The sequence below is a fragment of the Mesorhizobium sp. M0496 genome (genome assembly GCF_040321205.1).
Taxonomy (GTDB): Bacteria; Pseudomonadota; Alphaproteobacteria; order Rhizobiales; family Rhizobiaceae; genus Mesorhizobium.
On record NZ_JAMYRC010000001.1, the window covers coordinates 1 to 19695 of the forward strand.

At 62.6% G+C, this 19695-nt stretch carries 21 protein-coding genes; 5 read left to right on the plus strand and 16 right to left on the minus strand.

All coding sequences use genetic code 11. The annotated features are described in order from the left end of the window. Positions 1-205: 205 nt before the first annotated feature. From NKI73_RS00005 to NKI73_RS00060, 12 genes are all read right to left on the minus strand, one after another. The gene (locus NKI73_RS00005; protein ID WP_352626384.1) at positions 206-481 is read right to left on the minus strand and encodes a sarcosine oxidase subunit delta; all 276 of its coding nucleotides are present in this window, start codon (positions 479-481) and stop codon (positions 206-208) included. A 17-nt stretch (positions 482-498) separates the two neighbouring features. Then, positions 499-1752, minus strand: a complete 1254-nt coding sequence (locus NKI73_RS00010) for a sarcosine oxidase subunit beta family protein (RefSeq protein WP_352626386.1) — start codon at positions 1750-1752, stop codon at positions 499-501. A gap of 36 nt (positions 1753-1788) precedes the next feature. Next, positions 1789-3096: a type III glutamate--ammonia ligase gene (gene glnT / locus NKI73_RS00015; RefSeq protein ID WP_352626388.1), complete on the minus strand. Its 1308-nt coding sequence runs from the start codon at positions 3094-3096 to the stop codon at positions 1789-1791. 63 nt (positions 3097-3159) lie between these two features. Further along, entirely contained in the window at positions 3160-4488 is a 1329-nt protein-coding gene (locus NKI73_RS00020) for an FMN-binding glutamate synthase family protein (RefSeq protein ID WP_352626390.1), read from the minus strand. A gap of 6 nt (positions 4489-4494) precedes the next feature. Continuing rightward, positions 4495-5220, minus strand: a complete 726-nt coding sequence (locus NKI73_RS00025; RefSeq protein WP_352626391.1) for a GltB/FmdC/FwdC-like GXGXG domain-containing protein — start codon at positions 5218-5220, stop codon at positions 4495-4497. Between the two features lie 4 nt (positions 5221-5224). Beyond that, the gene (locus NKI73_RS00030) at positions 5225-6121 is read right to left on the minus strand and encodes a class II glutamine amidotransferase (RefSeq protein ID WP_063167616.1); all 897 of its coding nucleotides are present in this window, start codon (positions 6119-6121) and stop codon (positions 5225-5227) included. Between the two features lie 85 nt (positions 6122-6206). After that, positions 6207-6530 (minus strand): hypothetical protein, encoded by a 324-nt coding sequence (locus tag NKI73_RS00035; protein ID WP_352626393.1) that lies wholly within the window; start codon positions 6528-6530, stop codon positions 6207-6209. Then, complete coding sequence (locus NKI73_RS00040) at positions 6527-7216, minus strand: hypothetical protein (protein ID WP_352626395.1); 690 nt, start codon at positions 7214-7216, stop codon at positions 6527-6529. Before NKI73_RS00040 ends, NKI73_RS00035 begins: the two co-directional genes overlap by 4 nt. A 46-nt stretch (positions 7217-7262) precedes the next feature. Further along, complete coding sequence (locus tag NKI73_RS00045) at positions 7263-8657, minus strand: APC family permease (protein ID WP_352626396.1); 1395 nt, start codon at positions 8655-8657, stop codon at positions 7263-7265. A 14-nt stretch (positions 8658-8671) separates the two neighbouring features. Next, a complete protein-coding gene (locus NKI73_RS00050) occupies positions 8672-8833 on the minus strand; it encodes a hypothetical protein (protein WP_292180450.1) in 162 nt (53 codons plus the stop codon). A 53-nt stretch (positions 8834-8886) separates the two neighbouring features. Then, entirely contained in the window at positions 8887-9264 is a 378-nt protein-coding gene (locus tag NKI73_RS00055) for a hypothetical protein (RefSeq protein WP_023759015.1), read from the minus strand. A gap of 12 nt (positions 9265-9276) precedes the next feature. Then, complete coding sequence (locus tag NKI73_RS00060; protein ID WP_352626397.1) at positions 9277-9564, minus strand: hypothetical protein; 288 nt, start codon at positions 9562-9564, stop codon at positions 9277-9279. Positions 9565-9849: 285 nt separating this feature from the next. Here NKI73_RS00060 and NKI73_RS00065 point away from each other — a divergent pair, with 285 nt between their 5' ends. The 4 genes from NKI73_RS00065 to NKI73_RS00080 are packed head-to-tail and all read left to right on the plus strand — an operon-like array spanning position 9850 to position 13633. Continuing rightward, complete coding sequence (locus NKI73_RS00065; RefSeq protein WP_352626399.1) at positions 9850-10983, plus strand: aminomethyl transferase family protein; 1134 nt, start codon at positions 9850-9852, stop codon at positions 10981-10983. A gap of 41 nt (positions 10984-11024) precedes the next feature. Beyond that, positions 11025-11621 carry a dimethylamine monooxygenase subunit DmmA family protein gene (locus tag NKI73_RS00070; protein ID WP_352626400.1) on the plus strand — a complete coding sequence of 199 codons (597 nt, stop codon included), beginning with the start codon at positions 11025-11027 and terminating at the stop codon, positions 11619-11621. Beyond that, complete coding sequence (locus NKI73_RS00075; protein ID WP_352626402.1) at positions 11618-12583, plus strand: PDR/VanB family oxidoreductase; 966 nt, start codon at positions 11618-11620, stop codon at positions 12581-12583. Before NKI73_RS00070 ends, NKI73_RS00075 begins: the two co-directional genes overlap by 4 nt. A gap of 9 nt (positions 12584-12592) precedes the next feature. Continuing rightward, positions 12593-13633: a heme-dependent oxidative N-demethylase family protein gene (locus NKI73_RS00080; RefSeq protein WP_352626404.1), complete on the plus strand. Its 1041-nt coding sequence runs from the start codon at positions 12593-12595 to the stop codon at positions 13631-13633. Between the two features lie 168 nt (positions 13634-13801). On the opposite strand, the gene NKI73_RS00085 is transcribed toward NKI73_RS00080, so the two are convergent. Next, complete coding sequence (locus NKI73_RS00085; protein WP_352626406.1) at positions 13802-14512, minus strand: helix-turn-helix domain-containing protein; 711 nt, start codon at positions 14510-14512, stop codon at positions 13802-13804. Between the two features lie 258 nt (positions 14513-14770). Between NKI73_RS00085 and NKI73_RS00090 the strand changes: the two genes are divergently transcribed. Further along, entirely contained in the window at positions 14771-16129 is a 1359-nt protein-coding gene (locus NKI73_RS00090) for a trimethylamine monooxygenase (RefSeq protein ID WP_352626408.1), read from the plus strand. Positions 16130-16144: 15 nt separating this feature from the next. Here NKI73_RS00090 and NKI73_RS00095 read toward each other — a convergent pair whose 3' ends face one another. Genes NKI73_RS00095 through NKI73_RS00105 form a run of 3 tightly spaced genes read right to left on the minus strand, consistent with a single transcriptional unit; the run spans position 16145 to position 19617 of the window. Beyond that, positions 16145-16522 carry a GFA family protein gene (locus NKI73_RS00095; RefSeq protein WP_352626410.1) on the minus strand — a complete coding sequence of 126 codons (378 nt, stop codon included), beginning with the start codon at positions 16520-16522 and terminating at the stop codon, positions 16145-16147. A 30-nt stretch (positions 16523-16552) separates the two neighbouring features. Next, complete coding sequence (locus tag NKI73_RS00100) at positions 16553-18535, minus strand: ABC transporter permease (RefSeq protein WP_352626411.1); 1983 nt, start codon at positions 18533-18535, stop codon at positions 16553-16555. Continuing rightward, entirely contained in the window at positions 18532-19617 is a 1086-nt protein-coding gene (locus NKI73_RS00105; protein WP_352626413.1) for a quaternary amine ABC transporter ATP-binding protein, read from the minus strand. The genes NKI73_RS00100 and NKI73_RS00105 overlap by 4 nt, the downstream gene beginning before the upstream one ends. Positions 19618-19695 lie beyond the last annotated feature (78 nt).

Here is a 19695-nt window from a genome sequence, read left to right on the forward strand (position 1 = left end):
CCCCCGCCCAGCGTCCCCTTGCCTCGTGCCGGGCGGCTGCCCTCCACCCCCCCCCCGCCCGCGGGGGGGGGGGGGGGCGCGCCCCCCGGGGGGGGGGCGCCCCCCGCGGCGCCGACCCCCACCCGGACCTGCGGTCCGACCTCCCCACAAGGGGGAGGTAGGGGCGTGGCGCCCTTCGCAGCAGCACTGAGCTGAACAGAAAAGCTCATCGCGCGACCTGCCTCGCCCCAGCGCCGACCGCCGGCTCCACCGCCGAAATCTCGTGCGTCAGCGTGTTGCGGGTGACCTTCAGCCAGGCCCGGCAGCCGCCGCCATGATACCAGTATTCGCTTGTCTCGCCGGCGACGTTGTCGCGCAGATAGACATAGTCGAAGACCTCGTCTTGTGAGGCGCCGGCTTCGGGCCGCACCGGCTTGGCGTCGCCGAGATAGGTGAACTCGCCGAGTTCACGTTCGCCGCAGAAGGGACAGACAATGCGCATGCTGTTCTAGACCGCCTTCAATGCAGGTTCGGTTGGGCGCCCTGGCCCTTTTCGTCGATCATCGCACCAGTCCGGAACCGGTCGAGGCGGAACCGCGCCGCCTCTTCGTGCGGCGTGTCGCGGGCCAGAAGGTGGGCGAACACGAAGCCTGATCCCGGTGTCGCCTTGAAGCCGCCATAGCACCAGCCGGCATTGAGGTAGAGCCCTTCTACGGGCGTCTTGTCGATGATCGGCGAACCATCCATCGACATGTCCATGATGCCGCCCCACTGGCGCAAAAGACGCACACGGCCGATCATCGGCATCAGCGCCATACCGCCCTCGCAGACGTCTTCCATCACAGGCATGTTGCCGCGCTGGGCGTAGGAATTGTAGCCGTCTATGTCGCCGCCGAAGACCAGCCCGCCCTTGTCGGACTGGCTGACATAGAAATGGCCGGCGCCGAAGGTCATGACGCCGGGTATGAGCGGTTTGATCGCCTCGGAGACGAAGGCTTGCAGCACATGGCTTTCGATCGGCAGGCGCAGGCCGGCCATCGCCGCGACGCGCGAGGAACTGCCGGCAACAGCCATGCCGACCTTGCCGGCGCCGATCTTGCCGCGCGATGTCTCGACGCCGGTCACCTTGCCGTTGCCGTCGCGGGTGAACCCTGTGACCTCGCAGTTCTGGATGATGTCGACGCCGAGTGCGCTCGCCGCATGCGCGTAGCCCCAGACCACCGCGTCGTGACGCGCCGTGCCGCCGCGCCGCTGCAAGAGGCCGCCTTGCACCGGAAAGCGTGCGTTGTCGAAGTTCAGGAACGGTATCATCTTCCTGACTGCGGTGAGGTCGAGCAGTTCGGCGTCGATGCCGTTGATGCGCATGGTGTTGCCGCGCCGCGCATAGGCGTCGCGCTGCGCGTCGGAATGGTAGAGGTTGATGACACCGCGCTGGCTGACCATCGTGTTGTAGTTGAGGTCCTGCTCCATCCTTTCCCACAGCTTCATCGACAATTCGTAGAAGCCGGTGTTGCCGGGCAGACCGTAATTGGAGCGGATGATGGTGGTGTTGCGGCCGGCATTGCCGGAGCCGATCCAGCCTTTTTCGAGCACGGCGACATTTTTGATGCCGTACTCGCTGGCCAGGAACCAGGCGGTGGCCAGGCCGTGGCCGCCACCGCCGATGATCACCACGTCGTAGTGGTCCTTCGGCGTGGCATCGCGCCAGGTGCGTTGCCAGTTCTTGTGGCCGGACAGGGCGGCGCGGGCGAGCGAGAAGATCGAGTATTTCATACGTTCATTCCGAGGTCGCTCGCACCACGCAGGCCGTTAAATATCCAGCGTGTGGTCGCGCTCCCATTGCGTGAAGTGCGAAGCATAGGAATTCCATTCCTGGTGCTTCAGCTTTAGGTAGGCCGACGAAAATTCCTCACCCAGCGCCGCCTTGAGCGATTTGTCCTTGTCGAACTCGCGCAAGGCGTCGAGCAGGTTGAGCGGCAGCTTCGGCGCGCCCTTCACCGTATGGCCGTTCTGGTACATGTCGATGTCGTAGCGCTTGCCGGGATCGGCCTTCGAGCGGATACCGTCGAGGCCCGCCGCGATGATGACCGCCTGCAGGAGATAGGGGTTGGCGGCACCATCCGGCAGCCGCAGTTCGAAGCGGCCAGGGCCGGGCACGCGCACCATGTGGGTGCGGTTGTTGCCGGTCCACGTCACCGTGTTCGGCGCCCAGGTCGCGCCCGAAATGGTGCGCGGCGCGTTGATGCGCTTGTAGGAATTGACCGTCGGATTGGTGATGGCGGCCAGTGCCGAAGCATGCTTCATGATGCCGCCGAGGAAATTCCTGCCCTTCGCCGACAGGCCAAGTTCCATCGAATTGTCGGCGAAGACGTTGGTCTTGCCGGCCTTGTCCCACACCGAGATATGGGCATGGCAGCCATTGCCGGTCAGCCCCTGGAAGGGTTTGGGCATGAAGGTCGCGCGCAAGCCATGCTTTTCCGCGATCGACTTGACCATGAACTTGAAGAACGAGTGCTTGTCCGCGGTCGCCAGCGCGTCGTCAAAGGCCCAGTTCATCTCGAACTGGCCGTTGGCATCCTCGTGGTCGTTCTGGTAGGCGCCCCAGCCGAGCGCCAGCATGTGGTCGCAGATCTCGGCGATGACATCGTAGCGGCGCATCACCGCTTGCTGGTCGTAGCAAGGTTTTGACGCCGTGTCGTACTCATCGGAAATCGTCTTGCCGTCTGGCGAGATCAGGAAGAACTCGGCCTCGACGCCGGTCTTGACGTGCATGCCGTCGCTGGCAGCTTCCGCTATCAGCCGATTCAGCGTGTTGCGCGGCGCCTGGTCGACCTCCTTGTCGTCCATGATGCAATTGGCGGCGACCCAGGCGACTTCAGGCTTCCATGGCAGCTGGATGACTGAATCCGGATCCGGTACCGCCAGCATGTCGGGATGCGCCGGCGTCAGATCGAGCCAGGTGGCGAAGCCGGCAAAGCCGGCGCCGTCCTTCTGCATGTCGGCGATCGCCTGCGCGGGCACCAGCTTGGCGCGTTGCCCGCTGAACAGGTCGGTGTAGGAAATCATGAAGTATTTGACGTTTTTCGCCCTTGCGAATTCAGCAAGATCAATTGTCACCGCAGTTCCCCATTTTTTGTCGATTGTTGGCCCCAGAGCCTGTGGGCTTCGGCCCTTCGTTGATCAGAAGCCGTTCTTCCCCGGTATCCAGTTGGTGCCGGCCAGCGGTACGCCGGCCATTGCGGCTGCCTCGATCGTCAGCGCGACGAGGTCCTCGGGTTCGAGATTGTGCAGGCTGTTCTTGCCGCAAGCACGCGCGATGGTCTGCGCCTCAAGCGTCATCACCTTGAGGTAGTTCGCCAGCCTGCGTCCGGCGGCCACCGGATCAACCCGCTTCATCAGTTCGGGGTCCTGCGTGGTGATGCCGGCGGGGTCGCGGCCCTCGTGCCAGTCGTCATAGGCGCCGGCCGTGGTGCCGAGCTCGTTGTATTCCGCCTCCCAGCGGGGATCGTTGTCGCCGAGCGCGACAAGGGCAGCCGTGCCGACCGAAACCGCGTCGACGCCGAGCGCCAGCGCCTTGGCGACATCGGCGCCGTTGCGGATGCCGCCAGAGACGATCAACTGCACCTTGCGGTGCATGCCGAGATCCTGCAGCGCCTGCACCGCCGGCCTGATGCAGGCAAGCGTCGGCATGCCGACATTTTCGATGAACACTTCCTGGGTCGCGGCGGTGCCGCCTTGCATGCCGTCGACGACGACGACATCGGCGCCGGCCTTCACGGCAAGCGCGGTATCATAATAGGGGCGCGCGCCGCCGACCTTGACGTAGATCGGCTTTTCCCAGTCGGTGATTTCACGCAGTTCGAGGATCTTGATCTCGAGATCGTCGGGCCCGGTCCAGTCCGGGTGGCGCGACGCCGAGCGTTGGTCGATGCCTTTCGGCAGCGTGCGCATTTCGGCGACGCGGTCGGAAATCTTCTGGCCAAGCAGCATGCCGCCGCCACCGGGCTTGGCGCCCTGGCCGACGACGACTTCGATCGCATCGGCCCGGCGTAAATCGCGTGGATTCATGCCGTAGCGAGACGGCAGGTATTGATAGACCAACTGCTTGGAATGGCCGCGCTCTTCTTCGGTCATGCCGCCGTCGCCGGTGGTGGTCGAGGTGCCCGACAGGGTTGCGCCACGCCCGAGCGCTTCCTTGGCGGGGCCTGACAGCGAGCCGAAGCTCATGCCGGCGATGGTGATCGGGATCTTCAGCTCGATCGGCTTCCTGGCATGGCGAGAGCCCAGCACGACGCTGGTGTCGCAGCGCTCGCGATAACCTTCGAGCGGATAGCGCGAGATCGAGGCGCCGAGGAACAGGAGGTCGTCGAAATGCGGCAGCTTGCGTTTGGCGCCGGCGCCACGGATATCATAGATGCCGGTCGCGGCGGCACGGCGGATTTCGGAAAGCGTGTAGTCGTCGAAGGTCGCGGATTTGCGCGGCGTCGTCGGCGGGTTCCTGTAGGTCATGCTGCCTCAATACGCGTCGGCGTTGTCGATATTGAAATTGTAGAGCGTGCGCGCCGAGCCATAGCGCTTGAATTCCGACGGCTTGACGCCAGTGACGCCGGCGCGGTCGAGCAGACCCTGTAGCAATTCCAGGTGTTCTGGCCGCATCTCCTTGGCGATGCAGTCGGCGCCCAGGCTGTCGACCTTGCCGCGCACGAACAGCCGCGCCTCGTAGATGGAATCGCCCAGCGCGTCGCCGGCGTCGCCCAGCACCACCAGATTGCCCGACTGCGCCATGAAGGCCGACATGTGGCCGATATTGCCGTGCACGACGATGTTGATGCCCTTCATCGAAATGCCGCAGCGCGACGAGGCGTTGCCTTCGATGACCAGAAGGCCGCCCTTGCCGGTGGCGCCGGCATACTGGCTGGCGTCGCCCTTGATGGTGATCGAGCCTGACATCATGTTCTCGCCGACGCCGGGGCCCGCCGAACCATGCACGGTGATCGTGCTGCCGGAATTCATGCCGCCGCAGTAATAACCGACGCTGCCGCGCACATCGATGGCAACTGGCTGGTCGACGCCGACGGCGACCGAATGGCTGCCTTTCGGGTTCAGCACTTCCCATGCTGTTTCATTCGAGCCGGGAGCCAGATTGTGCAGCGCCTGGTTGAGTTCGCGCAGCGACAGCTGGTCGAGATCGAAGACCCGGGGGTCGTGCGCCGCCGTCTTTGAAAGCGTGGTTGCCGGCATGAATTCAATGCTCCCAGAAATAGACGGTTGCGGGCTCGGGTTCCCAGACCCTCGCATTGTCTATGCCGGGCAGTTTGGTCAGCGCGCGATATTCCGAGCCGAAGGCGACATACTGGTCGGTTTCGGCCATCACGGCGGGCTTGCAGGCGATCGGATCGCGCACCACGCCAAAACCGTTCTTGGTGCCGACGACGAAAGTGAAGAAGCCGTCGAGATCCGAGAGCGTGCCTTCCAGTGCCTCGCCGAGATTCTTGCCATGCGCCATCTGCGATGAGAGATAGGCGGCCGCCACTTCGGTGTCGTTCTCGGTCTCGAAGGTCATGCCTTCGCGGATCAGCTCGCGGCGGACATTGTTGTGGTTGGATAGCGAACCATTGTGCACCAGGCACTGGTCGGCGCCGGTCGAGAACGGATGCGCGCCCATCGTCGTCACCGCCGATTCCGTCGCCATGCGGGTATGGCCGATGCCATGCGTGCCGGTCATCTTGCGGACGTCGAAGCGATCGACGACCGCCTCGGGCAGGCCGACTTCCTTGTAGATCTCGACAACGTCGCCCGCGCCCATGATGCGGATGTCGGGGCGCAACGCCTGGATGGTTTCGCGCGCTTCATCGATCTTGGCGGGCGTTGTCCTGACGACGGCATGGGTGGATTTCACCGCGATCGTCACCGGCGTGCCGATCGCTTTGGCGAGCTCCGCCTCGAGGCCGCGGAAATCGCGGTCGGGCTTGGCCGACTGGATTGTGATCTTGGCCTCATTTTTGGAAGGCGCGCCGTAGATGGCGATGCCGGCGCTGTCCGGACCACGATCGCTAAGCGAGATCAGCATCTGCGACAGCATCGCACCAAGCTGGGGTTCCAGGGACTTGTCCTTCAAGAACAGTCCGACAATTCCACACATGTCAGCCTCCCGGCGTTTGCAGCTAAGAGATGATGTATCGAATGAGTCTTATAAATTCAATCATATGAAAAAAATATTCCTCTAGTTACGTATGCGTCTCGATGTCGCTCTGCGCACTGCCGCCTTCTCGCCGGGTATTGTGAACCCATTTGGCGGTGCGAATGCGGGCGATCTTGTATGCATCGAGAATCGACAAGGCATAGATCAGGAAGCCGCCGGCGTGACGGCCGACAAAGCTGGCGTCCGGCGGCGCGATCTTGGCAGTGACCCATGCCAGGATCACCATGAAGAAAAGGAACTGAAGGCCGCGCACCGGCACGCCCAGAATGACGTGACCGCTTGCCGGCAGCACGATTGCCGCGCCGAGAACCAGATAGGGGTTGGTGGGTGCAGTGGCCGAACTGGTCATGCGGCCTGCCGTTCGCTTTTGTCGATGGCGTCGCGAAGCGCCGACGCCGACACCAGCAGCCTTTCAATCAGCGCCGGCTCAAGAGTGGCCTCGCCAAATTCGGCTTGCCGGAAAACGCCGTAGCGCGCCCGTTCGGCCTCCGCCAGCAGCCAGACGATGCGCACTCCGTTCGGGGTGATCAGCAGTTCCTTGGCGCGCCCTTCGGAAAAGATCTCGATATGGCTGGCGATGAGGCCCTGGGGAAAGCGCGCTGCCCTGCGGTCGGTGCGCAGCACCGCCTCGGCAGGAAATCCCGGAGCTTTGGGCAGCGTATGCTCGAGGTGATCGAAATTGGAGAAGGTCGTCGGCGAGCCCGGCCGCATCATCATGTCGAAGGTCGCTGGCACCGCGACCTTTTCGGTGATCGAAACACTGAGCCAACGTGCCGGCAGTTTCCGCGTCGCCAGCGTATCGACGATGGTGCGCACCTGGACGCGTTGGCCGTTCCACGATCCTTCCCAGGTGATGATGCCGGCGGTGCCGTCCGAAACATTGGCTGCGTCGGCGATGACTGTGCGGATGCGGTCCTGCTCGACGGCGAGCGCCATCGATGCCCTGTTGCGGCTGGCACGCGCCTGCCAGACTAGGTGGAGGACGAGAGCCAGGATCATGGCCCCGGCAAGCAGTGCTGACGTCAACTCGGACATTTTCTCATTGCCAGGCCCGCCCTGGATCTGGACGGGCCTATTGCCATCAATATCCCTGCGGCTTTGGCCACGGCATGGTGAACTGGTCGCCGCGCCGCACGAATCTGTAGCGGTAGAAATGGAACCACAGCGAGATCAGGAAGTAGAAGGCGACCATGGCGATCAGCTGCGAGCCGAAGCCGAGGAAGATGGCGAAGAAGGTCACCACGCAAAGGCAAAACAGCACGATGGCCGGGACCGGGTGGAAGGGATGCGTGTAGCCGCGGCGGATAGAGCCCAGCGGCCACTTCTTGCGGAACATGATGATGTTGATGCTCATGAACGTGTATTGCAACACGCCCGACAGGATCGAGAAGGTGATCGCCTGGTTGAGGTCGGCGATGAAGGCGAAGGCCAGCGCGATCGGCAGCAGGAACAGGATCGAGCGGTAGGGCGTGCGGTATCTCGGATGCACGGCCGAAAACCAGGTCGGCAGATAGCGGTCACGGCCGAGCGAGAACCAGGCGCGCGCCGCATCGTTGATACAGCCATTGGCCGACGCCAGCGCGGCAAGCAGCGTCGCGACGAACAACAGGTTTTCGAGCAGTGGGCTGCCGGTCAGCTTGCCCGCGTCCCATAGCGGATAATAGGTGATGCCCAGATATTCCCACGGCATCATCGAGGCGCAGACATACCAGGTCATGGCGGCGGCGATCAAAAGCGTGATCATGCCGGCCATGGTGCCGTAAGGCAGCGAACGCGCCGGCGAGCGCACTTCCTCGGCGGCCTGCGTAGTGCCCTCGATGCCGAGATAGTACCAGATGCCGAACTGGAAGGCGGCGATGACGCCGATCCAGCCATAGGGGAGCGCATTGCCGGGAGTGACCAGTTCGTTCAGCTTCAGCACCGCGCCTTGCGTCCACGGGCTGACCGAAAAGAACAGGATGACGATCGAGATATAGGCGATTGCGGTGATGACGAAGTTGACGTTGAGCGTCATCAGCACGCCGCGATAGTTCAGCCACGCCAGCACGACGATGGTCGCGGCGATGAAGGAATTATGGGTGAGCCCTTCGACCCCGGCCTTGGCGACGACGGTGTCGCCGAGCAGGATGGCGTCGGACACTTCGAGCATGGTGTAGGCAAAGACCAGGAACAACGCGACATTGAACGCCATCAGCGGTCCGACGATGTGCTTTGCCTGCGCATACTGGCCGCCGGCGGCGGCGACGGTCGAAGTGACCTCGGAATCGATCATCGCGACCGAGGTGTAGAGCAATCCGACGACCCAGCAGACGATCAGCGCGGCAAGCGCACCGCCCTTGTCGGCGGCAAAATTCCAGCCGGTGAATTCGCCGACGAGAACGATGCCGACGCCGAGTGCCCAGACATGGGCCGGGCCAAGCACGCGGAGCAGTGAAACCCTGTCCCCGTGAACTGCCGGTTCAAGTGTGACTGTCATTGTTCAATCCCCACTCAGATCCGGTGTTTTTCGGAAACGGCTTCAAGCTCACCTTCGCGCGATGAGGTCAGCACCTCTTCGGAGAAGGTCGTGTCGACCTTGAACCAGTCGTAGAGCATCCACAAAGCGAGCACGATCGAGATACCCCAGCATGCGTAAGAGAGTGCCACCCACATGATCGTGTCCCCAAATTACTTGTCGTCAAAAGTTTACTTGTTCGTCGAAACTCTTACTTGTCGTCGAATTTTTCGTTGATGACGTCGCGATATTCGCGGTCGGATGCGCGAAACAGGAAGACGAAATAGCCGATCAGCACCGCGGCCATGATGATCAGCGTCGGCCAGTCGATGACGTAGTGGAAGCGGTTCTGGATGATGTCGTGCGCGGTCTCGGGCGTGTAGCCGAGCTTTTCCCAGATCGACGCCATGGTCGGGTTCTGGCCGAGCGCTTCCCACGTCTTGGCGTCGAGCGCGTCGATGGATTTCGCCGCACCGGCAAGGCCCAGCTTGAGCGGCAGCCACAGCGCCACGAAAATGGCGACCACGACGACGGCGATGTCGAAAACCTGCCCAGCCTTGCTTTGCTCCGGTGGCGTGTAGCGCGGCATCTCTTCTACCCCTCAGGACTTGCGGTTGCGGAACGCGTCGGCGTTCTTGATATCGAGCCCGTAGATGAATTCCTTGTCTTCCTTGTAGTGCTTGACCATCGCCAGGATGGCGGCCGTGTTGAAGATCAGCACGGCGGCGGCGGCGACCGCGACGACGGCCTTGATGCCGCCGTGCGGGATGTAGGGCCATGTCATGAGGAGCACGAAGAGGATCGTCGCCCACAGGCAGACGATCAGGAGCGCGGATCCGCGCACGTCGGAACGGTACAGCGCTTCGATGCGCTGGTGCATGTCTGACATCGGTTTTCCCCTTTTTCCAACGGTCGACCCCGAATTGGCCGCCCGCTGCCCTCTTTCAAGAGAGTGAAATTTTTTTCATAAATTCCGTCCGAATTCCGCAATTGTCAAGCGCGATTTACGTCAGGTTAACCGTTTGCTTCGCGCAGCGGATTTTGCCTGACAATGAAATTAATTGCTTATGGGTATTGCGGCGCCGCAACGTTTGCGGTCAATATTCGACCAAAGCTCCCGCCGCTGCGCAGGGAGCAGGGAACAGCAAAGACTTTCGAAACGGAGGACGAGCGGATGACGGCATCCTGGAGATTTTCGACCCTGGCGGATCGCCATCGCGCGCTTGGTTCGAAGCTCGAAGACTGGAGCGGCATGGGGACCGCCTGGACCTACGACAAGGATGCCGACGAGGAGTACATCGCCATCCGCACCAAGGCTGGGTTGATGGATGTCTCCGGCCTCAAGAAGGTCCACATCACCGGGCCGCATGCCTCGCACCTGATCGATCTGGCGACGACGCGCGATGTTGAAAAGATCTATCCCGGCAAGTCGGCCTATGCCTGCATGTTGAACGAGGCGGGAAAATTCACCGACGATTGCATCCTCTACCGCACCGGACCGAACGCCTGGATGGTCGTGCATGGTTCCGGCACCGGCCATGAGGAGTTGCAGCGAGCTTCCGTAGGACGCGACGTCTCGCTCCGCTTCGACGACAATCTGCACGACCTGTCGCTGCAGGGGCCAACCGCCGTCGACTATCTGGCCAAGCATGTGCCTGGCATCCGCGATCTGAACTATTTCCATCATGTGCAGACGCAGCTGTTCGGCTTTCCGGTGATGATCTCGCGCACCGGCTACACCGGCGAGCGCGGCTACGAGATTTTCTGCCGCGGCCAGGATGCCGGCACGATCTGGGACAGGATACTCGACGAGGGCAAGAGCGCCGGCATCATTCCATGCCGCTTCACCACGCTCGACATGCTGCGCGTCGAAAGCTATTTGCTCTTTTATCCCTACGACAATTCGCAGAAATACCCGTTCGACAATGAAGGCCCCGGCGACACGCTGTGGGAGCTCGGCCTCGACTTTACCGTCAGCCCCGGCAAGACGGGTTTCCGAGGCGCGGAGGAACATTACCGCCTCAAGGGCAAGGAACGCTTCAAGATTTATGGCGTTCTGCTCGATGGCAAGGAGCCGGCAGACGAAGGCGCGCCCGTCTATCGCGACGGCAAAAAGGTCGGCGTGGTGACCTGCGCCATGTATTCGCCGCTGGTCGAGAAATCGATGGGCATCGCCCGGCTCGACGTCGACTGCGCGGTCAAGGACACCAAGCTCGAAATCCGCAACAAGAGCGGTGCGATCAAGGCCACCGCGCAGCCGCTTCCCTTCGATGATCCCAAGAAGACCAAGCGCACGGCGAAAGGTTGAGGCATAGTCAACGGCGAGAGGTTCGAGGCACGAAGAGTTAGATGGCAGTCAAAAGCATCATCAGCCGGCCCGTTTACGGAACCCTGTCTCCCCAACCCGGCAAGCACCATCTTTTTATCGCGGATGCAGAAGGGGCGCTGGCGATAAGGGACATGGCCGGGGGCGCGCCGGCCGGGTTCTTCGAAGGGGCCGAGATCGTCTACATTCCTGGGCCTGACGGCAAACACATCGCCGCCCTCGAAGCGTTGAAGCCGGCACAGTTTCATCAGGCGCCGTCCTTCGCCAGCCTGCTGCCACGGCTCAGGCAGACACTCGCCAACGCGCATATGGGCTTGCGCCTCTATCTCTCGGGCACTGAAGGCCTGATCGGCCAGGCCATGCAGGTGGCGCTTGAAGCCGGCATCGACCACACCTCGATCCAGACCGAGCATCGCGGCTCGCTGGCGCGGCGCATGCAGTGCGTGCACTGCAAGGGCATCACCGAGAATGTGACGACGCAGCCGGCGACCTGTGCACATTGCGGGCTGCTGCTCCTGGTGCGCGACCACTATTCCAGGCGCATCGCCGCCTTCCAGGGCGTCTGCATCAATGCGGAAGATCGCTCGGAGAGTCCTCCGATGGAGGAGGTCTTCCGATGAGCACCGGAACAACAAAACTCGACGTCGTCGTCAGCGATGTCGTACCGGTCAACGACCTGGTCACCCGTTTCCATTTCCGCCGGCGCGACGGCGAGCTTTTGCCGACCTTTTCCGGCGGCGCCCATGTCGTGGTCGAGATGCGCGACGGCGAGCGCACCAGGCTCAACCCCTATTCGCTGATGGGCTCGCCGCTCGACACGCGCGAATACACGATCTCGGTACGCCGCGACGATGTCGGCCGCGGCGGCTCACTGTTCATGCACAGGCATGTTCGCCCCGGCATGGAGATGGTGGTCAGCTATCCCGTCAATTTGTTCTCGCTCGACCTGCGCGCCAGGAAGCACCTGATGCTGGCGGGCGGCATCGGCATCACCCCGTTCATGGCGCAGACCGCGCAGCTGGCGGCGGAAGGAGGCAATTTCGAACTGCACTACACCTGCCGCACCGCATCGCTCGGCACCTATGCCGATGTGCTGCGCGAGCGCTACGGCCGCCGCATCAGGGTCTATCACGACGACCGTGAGGAGCGCATCGAGCTCGACCGGTTGCTGTCGACACAGCCGCTCGGCACGCATCTCTATGTCTGCGGTCCGGCCGGCATGATCGGCTGGGTGCGCGACCGCGCCACTGCCCTTGGCTGGCCGTCGGAGACCGTGCATTTCGAGCATTTCGCGGCACCCCAGCCCGGGTTGCCGTTCGACGTGACGCTTGCCGTCAGCGGCAAGACGATTCGCGTCGATGAACAGCAGAGCCTGCTTGAGGCGATCGAGGCGGCCGGCGTCGATCCGCCCTATCTCTGCCGCGGCGGCGTCTGCGGCCAGTGCGAAACCAACGTCATCTCTTGTGACGGCAAGTTCATCCACAACGACCACTGGCTGAGCGAGGAAGAGCACCGTTCGGGCTGCAAGATCATGCCGTGCGTGTCGCGCTTCGAGGGCCGGTCGCTGGTCTTGGAACGGTAGGAGAAAATCATGGGCATCACCTTTCGCAAGGAAACGTTCCGCGACGATTTCACCTTCAAGAACAGCCCGGAGCACATAAGGCGCTTCCCGTTTCCGTTCCACGAAGACGCCTACATGTATGCGGTCAACATCGAGCCGCATGTCGTCGGCCCGAAGGGCAGCGTGCTGGAAAACCTGATCGACGTCGACGAGCACTATGTCGCCGAGATGCAGGATCGTGCGCTGGTGCTGGCCGAGGATCCGCTGCGCTGCCAATCGCTTCCGCACATGACGCTGGCCGGCTGGGACCTGCTGGAACTCCTGATGGAGCAGCAGGCGCTCGGCTATCCCGAGCACTTCACGCTGACACGCGATGGCGACCGCTGGCGCTGGATCAACCGGCCGCTCGGCATCGACGATACCTTCACCTTCGGCGACACCTCGACACTGCCTTACGGGCCGATGGAATACATCACTCGCCAGAGCCAGGGCGATTTCTGTATCCTCGACCAGCGCGACGGCAATCTGTGGATGGATGCCGGCATGGTCACCACTCAGGCCGACTGGTCGCTCGATTTCGACATCGGCATGAACTTCTTCGAGTGGCACGCACCGGTGCCGCTGGCGCATGAGAAGGGGATTTTCGTCAGGGCGCTGAAATTCCTGACCAACATCCAGCAAGGCAAGCCGGCCCGGCGCCTGAACTGGACGATGACCATCAATCCACGCCTCGATACGAGCCCGGAAAACTACCACAAATGGGGGCCGGACCGGGCGACGGTGACGCCTGAAAATGTCGGTGACAAGGTGCATCTGCGCGTCGAACTGCAGAGCTTCTGGCGCCTGCCGCGCTCGAACGGCATCGTCTTTCCGATCCGCTGCTATCTGATCAAGATGGACGAGCTGGTGACGCAGCCAAAATGGGCACGGCGCCTGCACCGCGTCATCCGCGATCTTCCCGACGAACTCGCCAATTATAAGGGCCTGACACGATACCGCCCGGCGTTGGTCGAGTGGCTGTCGAAGCTCGATGATGGGGGTGCGACAAGTCCGGGGTTTGGGCCGGATTGAGCAAGGCCCCCTCATCCGGCCGCTACGCGGCCACCTTCTCCCCGAGGGGAGAAGAAATAGCCAACGTTGGCGCCAGCCTCCTCTCCCCTCGGGGAGAGGTCGGATTGCCCCGAATTGCCCTTCGCAATTCGGTTGGCAATCCGGGTGAGGGGGCTGCTTGCGTCCCGCTCAGCCCGCACTCTGCGGATAGCAGATGATCGAGAGATAGCGCATCGGCAGTTTCGTCAGCTGTTCCGGTCCATGCGGCGCGTCGGCGTCGAAGAACAGGCTGTCGCCGGGCTTCATCGGGTAGAGGTTGCTGCCGTGTCGGTAAACGACCTCGCCCTCGAGCATGTAGAGGAACTCCATCCCCTCATGCTGGAAGGTCGGGAACACGTCGGAATCCTCGGTCAGCGTGATCAGATAGGGCTCGACGACGACGCCGCTGGTGTTGGAGCCGATATGGCCGAGCAAATTGTACTGGTGGCCGGCGCGGGTGCCGCGGCGCTCGACATCGAGACCTTGGCCGGCCTTGACGAAGACGGCGCTGCGCTCTTCCTCGAAACGGCGGAAGAAGGCGGTGACAGGAACGCCGAGCGCCCGCGACAGCGCCTGCAAGGTGGTCAGCGACGGCGAGGTGATGCCGTTCTCGATCTTCGACAGCATGCCCAGCGAAATGTCGGTGGCGACCGCCAGGTCGGCGACGGTGATGCCGAGCTTCTTGCGGAAGGCCCGCACCTCGCGGCCGATCGCCACCTCCAGCACTTTTTCACGCGTGTCGCGAATGGCATGCGGGTTCTGCGTCAGCGGCGCACGGATCGTCCGCCCGTCAGCTGCCTTTGACGATGGCTTTGCCTTGGGAACGGCGCCGGGCTTGGGATTGGATGCTGTTTTCGCCATGTAACCGCCCCAGGATCTGCCGATTTATTTCACTCAAGGTGAACATATTCGGTGCCGATACAGAAACGCAATGGTGACAGCAAGCCCCCTTAAGTCGAATGGCGTTCTTTGGGATTTCGGGAGGCGTCGGGTTTTGCCAGAAAATCCGGTGTGGCCAAACGAGCTTTCGCCACAACCCAGTTGACAGCATTGAAGGGCCAATTACTGTCCTGTCAGTGAAATTTGTTTCGTTGGGGAAATCACAAAAGGAGGCCTGCAATGAAAAGTCGCGTTGCCGTCATCGGAGCCGGACCATCCGGCCTGGCACAGCTCAGGGCTTTCAAGTCGGCGGCCGACAAGGGCGCCGAGATTCCCGAAATCGTCTGCTTCGAAAAGCAGTCGGACTGGGGCGGCCTTTGGAATTACACCTGGCGCACCGGCCTCGACGAGCATGGCGACCCGGTGCACGGCTCGATGTACCGCTACCTCTGGTCGAACGGACCGAAGGAATGCCTGGAATTTGCCGACTATACCTTCGAGGAGCATTTCGGCCGGCCGATCGGCTCCTATCCGCCGCGCGCCGTGCTGTGGGACTACATCAAGGGCCGCGTCGAAAAATCCGGCTTGCGCAAATGGGTGCGCTTCAACAGCCCGGTGCGCATGGTGACCTTCTCAGAGGCGACGAAGAAATTCACCGTCACCGCGCATGACCGCACCAGCGACGTCACCTATTCGGAAGAGTTCGACAATGTCGTCGTCGCTTCCGGCCATTTCTCGGTGCCCAACGTGCCCTATTTCGAGGGTTTCTCCACCTTCAACGGCCGCATCCTGCACAGCCATGATTTCCGCGACGCGATGGAGTTCAAGGGCAAGGATATATTGATCATCGGCCGCTCCTATTCGGCCGAGGACATCGGCTCGCAATGCTACAAATACGGTGCCAAATCGATCACCTCCAGCTACCGCTCGAAGCCGATGGGCTTCAAATGGCCGGAGAATTGGAAAGAGGTGCCGCTGCTGCAGAAGGTCGTCGGCAAGACAGCCCATTTCAAGGACGGCACCACCAAGGATGTCGATGCCATCATCCTGTGCACCGGCTATCTCCACTCGTTCCCGTTCCTCACCGAGGACCTGAAGCTCAAGACCGCAAACCGCATGTGGCCGGACGGACTCTATGAGGGCGTCGTCTGGGAGAAAAACCCTCAACTGTCCTTCATCGGCATGCAGGACCAGTTCTACACTTTCAACATGTTCGACGCGCAGGCCTGGTTTGCGCGCGACATCATCATGGGCCGCATCAAGCTCCCCTCTGCCGAGGCGATGGCAGCGCATGGCGCCAAGTGGCGCGCGCGTGAAGAGACGCTGGAAGACGCCGAGCAGATGATCTGGTTCCAGGGCGATTACACCAAGGAACTGATGGACCAGACCGACTATCCCGGCTTTGACGTCGAGGCGGTCAACAAGACCTTCATGGAGTGGGAGCATCACAAGGGCGAAGACATCATGAGCTTCCGCGACCACGCCTACCGCTCGCTGATGACCGGCACCATGGCACCGCTGCATCATACGCCGTGGCTGCAGGCGCTGGACGATTCGATGGAGAGCTATCTCGACGTGAAGGGGGTTGCAGCGGAGTAGTAGCTCAGCTTGCCGTCAGGCGGGCACCGCGACCCAGCCGTGGCGACTCTCGCCGTAGACAGACTGCGTTGGCGCCGGGAATGACGGGTCTCCGAAACAGCCGACGGCAACGGCCACTGCCGCCGGTTTTCGTGACGGATACCAGAAGACCGTCGAGCCACACGTTCCGCAGAAATGGAAGGTGACGGGAAAGCCGCTGTCGGAATCGCGTTGGTATGTCTGGAATGAGCCGCTGATCTCGGTCGCGGCGGCATCAAAGAAAGCTGCGATCCCGAACGCACTGCCGGTCCGCCGCTGACAGTCCAGGCAATGGCAAAGCGAGACCTTGGCCGGCTCCTGCGGGCAGCGGATCTGCAATTGACCGCAGGTGCAGCAAGCGATCCGGCCAGTCATCATTCTCTCCTGTATTGGGGCGGCAGAATCCTATCCCAGCCTGGCCCTGGCCTTCCCCGTCCAGGCGCCGAACAGCCGGTCGGCGACGATACCGATGAAGGCGATGGCGAGACCAGCGACGATGCCGCGGCCGGAATCGGCCTTGGACAGCGCGATGAACACTTCCTGGCCGAGATCGCGCGTGCCGACCATGGCGCAGATGATGATCATCGCCAGCGCCATCAGGATCGTCTGGTTGACGCCCAGCATGATCTCGGGCAGCGCCAGCGGCAATTGCACACGAAAGAATGTCTGGCGCGGCGTGCAGCCCGAAACCTTGGCCGCCTCGATCAGCGCCGGCGGCACCTGCCTGATGCCGTGATTGGTGTAGCGGATCGCCGGCACCACGGCGAAGGCGACTGTGGCGATCATCGCGGTGACGTCACCGACCCGAAACAGCATCACCACCGGAATGATGAAGCAGAAGGATGGCAGCACCTGCAACGTGTCGATGATGGGCGTGACGATCTTCTCGAAGCGGTCGCTGCGCGAGGCCGCGAGCCCGATGGGGATGCCGATCAGGCAGGCGATGAAGGCCGAGATGCCGCAGAGATAGACCGTCGCCATGGTCTTTTCCCAAAGGCCGGTGATGGCGCAGAAGGCGGTCAGCGCGGCTACCAAAGCGGCCAGACGCACGCCGGAGAGCTGATAGCCGGCAAGGCCGAGCAGGAAGACGGCACCCAGCCACGGAAACCCTTCGCAGAAGGCGCGCAGCGGGTTCAGCACGTTGAGGATGAGCGCCACGCGAAACGCTTCGATCGTGTCGAAGAAATTGATCGTCACCCAGGTCACCGCCGCCTTCCACAGCGGCGCGGTGGTGAAGGTGACCGCCTTCGGCACCGCCGCGAAGGCCGGGATGAGCAGGCCGAGCAGTGTGGTCACGACAAGGATGGCGATGGCCAGCGTCAGATTGGGGTAGCGCCGCCAGACGCTCGGGCTCACCTCCCGATGGACATGACCCGTGGCCTGTTTGTGCGCGATGGCCTGGCTCAGCCGGTCGAGTGCGATGGCCAGCGCCACGATGGCAAGACCGGCTTCCATCGCTTCGCCGACCTTTAGCGCGCGCAGCGCCAGCAGCACATCGTAACCTAACCCGCCGGCGCCGATCATTGAAGCGATGATCACCATGTTCAGCGCCAGCATGATCACCTGGTTGACGCCGACCATCAGCGTCGGCCGTGCCGAGGGCAAAAGCACCCGCCACAGTTTCTGCCGCGCCGTGCAGCCGGCCATCTCGCTGAAATCGTCGATCTCGGACGGCACCCGCGACAGCCCCAGCATCGTCGCCCGCACCATCGGCGGCGTGGCGAAGATGGCCGTCGCGATCATCGCCGACACCGGGCTGTTGCCGAACAGCAGTAGCATGGGGATGAGGTAGGCGAAGGTCGGGATCGTCTGCATCAGGTCAAGGGCAGGGGAGACGACGAGCCTTTCCGCCCATGGCTTGCGCCACGCCCAGATGCCGGCGAACAGGCCGGTGACGATGCAGAACGGCACGGCGATGGAGATCAGCGCCAGCGTCAGCATGGCGCTGGTCCATTGGCCGAACAGCGCGATGTAGAGGAAGCAGCCACCAACCAGCAGGCTGAGTTTCCGGCCTCCAACGGCACGTCCGGCGAAGAAGGCGGCAGCGCAGACGCCGACCCAGGACAGGCGCGGCAGGACATAGGCCTCAGTGCCGTGGCCGATCTTGAAATTCTTGGCGAGCAGATTGAGCGCGAAATCAAGGGGAACGCCGAGCACTGCGGTGATCGAGCGGGTCAGCCACGACAGGTTCGACTTGATCCAGCGCATCAGCGCGCTGACCCAGTCGGCGACCGGCACGACGGCGCTTGCCGGATAATTGACCGCCCAGGGCAGGCGGTCCTGCAGCAGGAACACGACAAGCACGGCGGCAAGCGCGAACGCCCAGATCAGCAGCCAGATCTGAACCGGCCGCGCCCTTGCCTCATTGGCGCTTGCCGTCACCGTCATGCGCCGGCCCTCGAGCGGTCGATGCCGGCCAGCAGATCGATCACCGCTTGCGGCGTCACCTCGCCGATCGGCTCGCCGGTGCCGTTGATCACCGCGAACGGCTTGTTGGCGGCAACGATACCGGCCGAAAAGCTGGCGATCTTGGCATCGGGTGCCACCGTGCCGCCATGCTCCGAGCCGTCGCAGGGGCGCATCAGGCTGCGTGCCGAGATCACCTTGGCGCGGTCGACGTCGCGGGTGAACTCGGCGACATAGTCGGTCGCCGGATTGACCACCAGCTCCTCCGGCGTGCCGATCTGGATGACCTCGCCGTCCTTCATGATGGCGATGCGGTCGGCCAGCCGTATCGCCTCGTCGAAATCATGGGTGATGAAGACGATGGTCTTGTGCAGCATGGTCTGCAGCCGCATCAGTTCATCCTGCATCTCGCGGCGGATCAGCGGGTCGAGCGCCGAGAACGGTTCGTCGAGAAACCAGATTTCCGGTTTGGTCGCCAGGCTGCGGGCGATGCCGACACGCTGCTGCTGGCCGCCGGAAAGCTCGCGCGGATAGAAATGCTCGCGGCCGCTTAAGCCCACAAGCTCGATGACCTCGCGCGCCCTTGCTTCGCGTGTCGGCCGGTCCTGCCCCTGGATGCTGAGTGGGAAGGCGATGTTCTCCAGCACGTTGAGATGCGGCAGAAGCGCAAAATTCTGGAACACCATGCCCATGCGGTGTCGCCGCAATTCGATCAGTGCTGCATCCGAGATTTTCAGCAGGTCCTTGCCCTCGAATTCGACCTTGCCGTGGGTCGGCTCGACCAGCCTGGACATGCAGCGCACCAGCGTCGACTTGCCGGAGCCCGATAGGCCCATGATGATGAAGATCTCGCCCTGGCGGATTTCGAGGTCGACGGCGCGCACCGCGCCGACCAGTCCGGCGGCAGTGACGTCGGCCATGCTGGCCTTGCCGTCGCGTTCGCGGATGAAGTTCGCCGCATTCGATCCGAACAGCTTCCAGACATTGCGGCAGGCAAGTTTTATCGGACGGGCATCCTTTGGCGTGCCCGCCACGTTTGGCTCCTGTTCAATCTTGTCCGTCATTCAAACGTCCTTCTGGAACATCAAGAATTGAGACCCGGCTGATCAAGCAGCCGGGTCTCATTTTTCCAGTTGGAACGA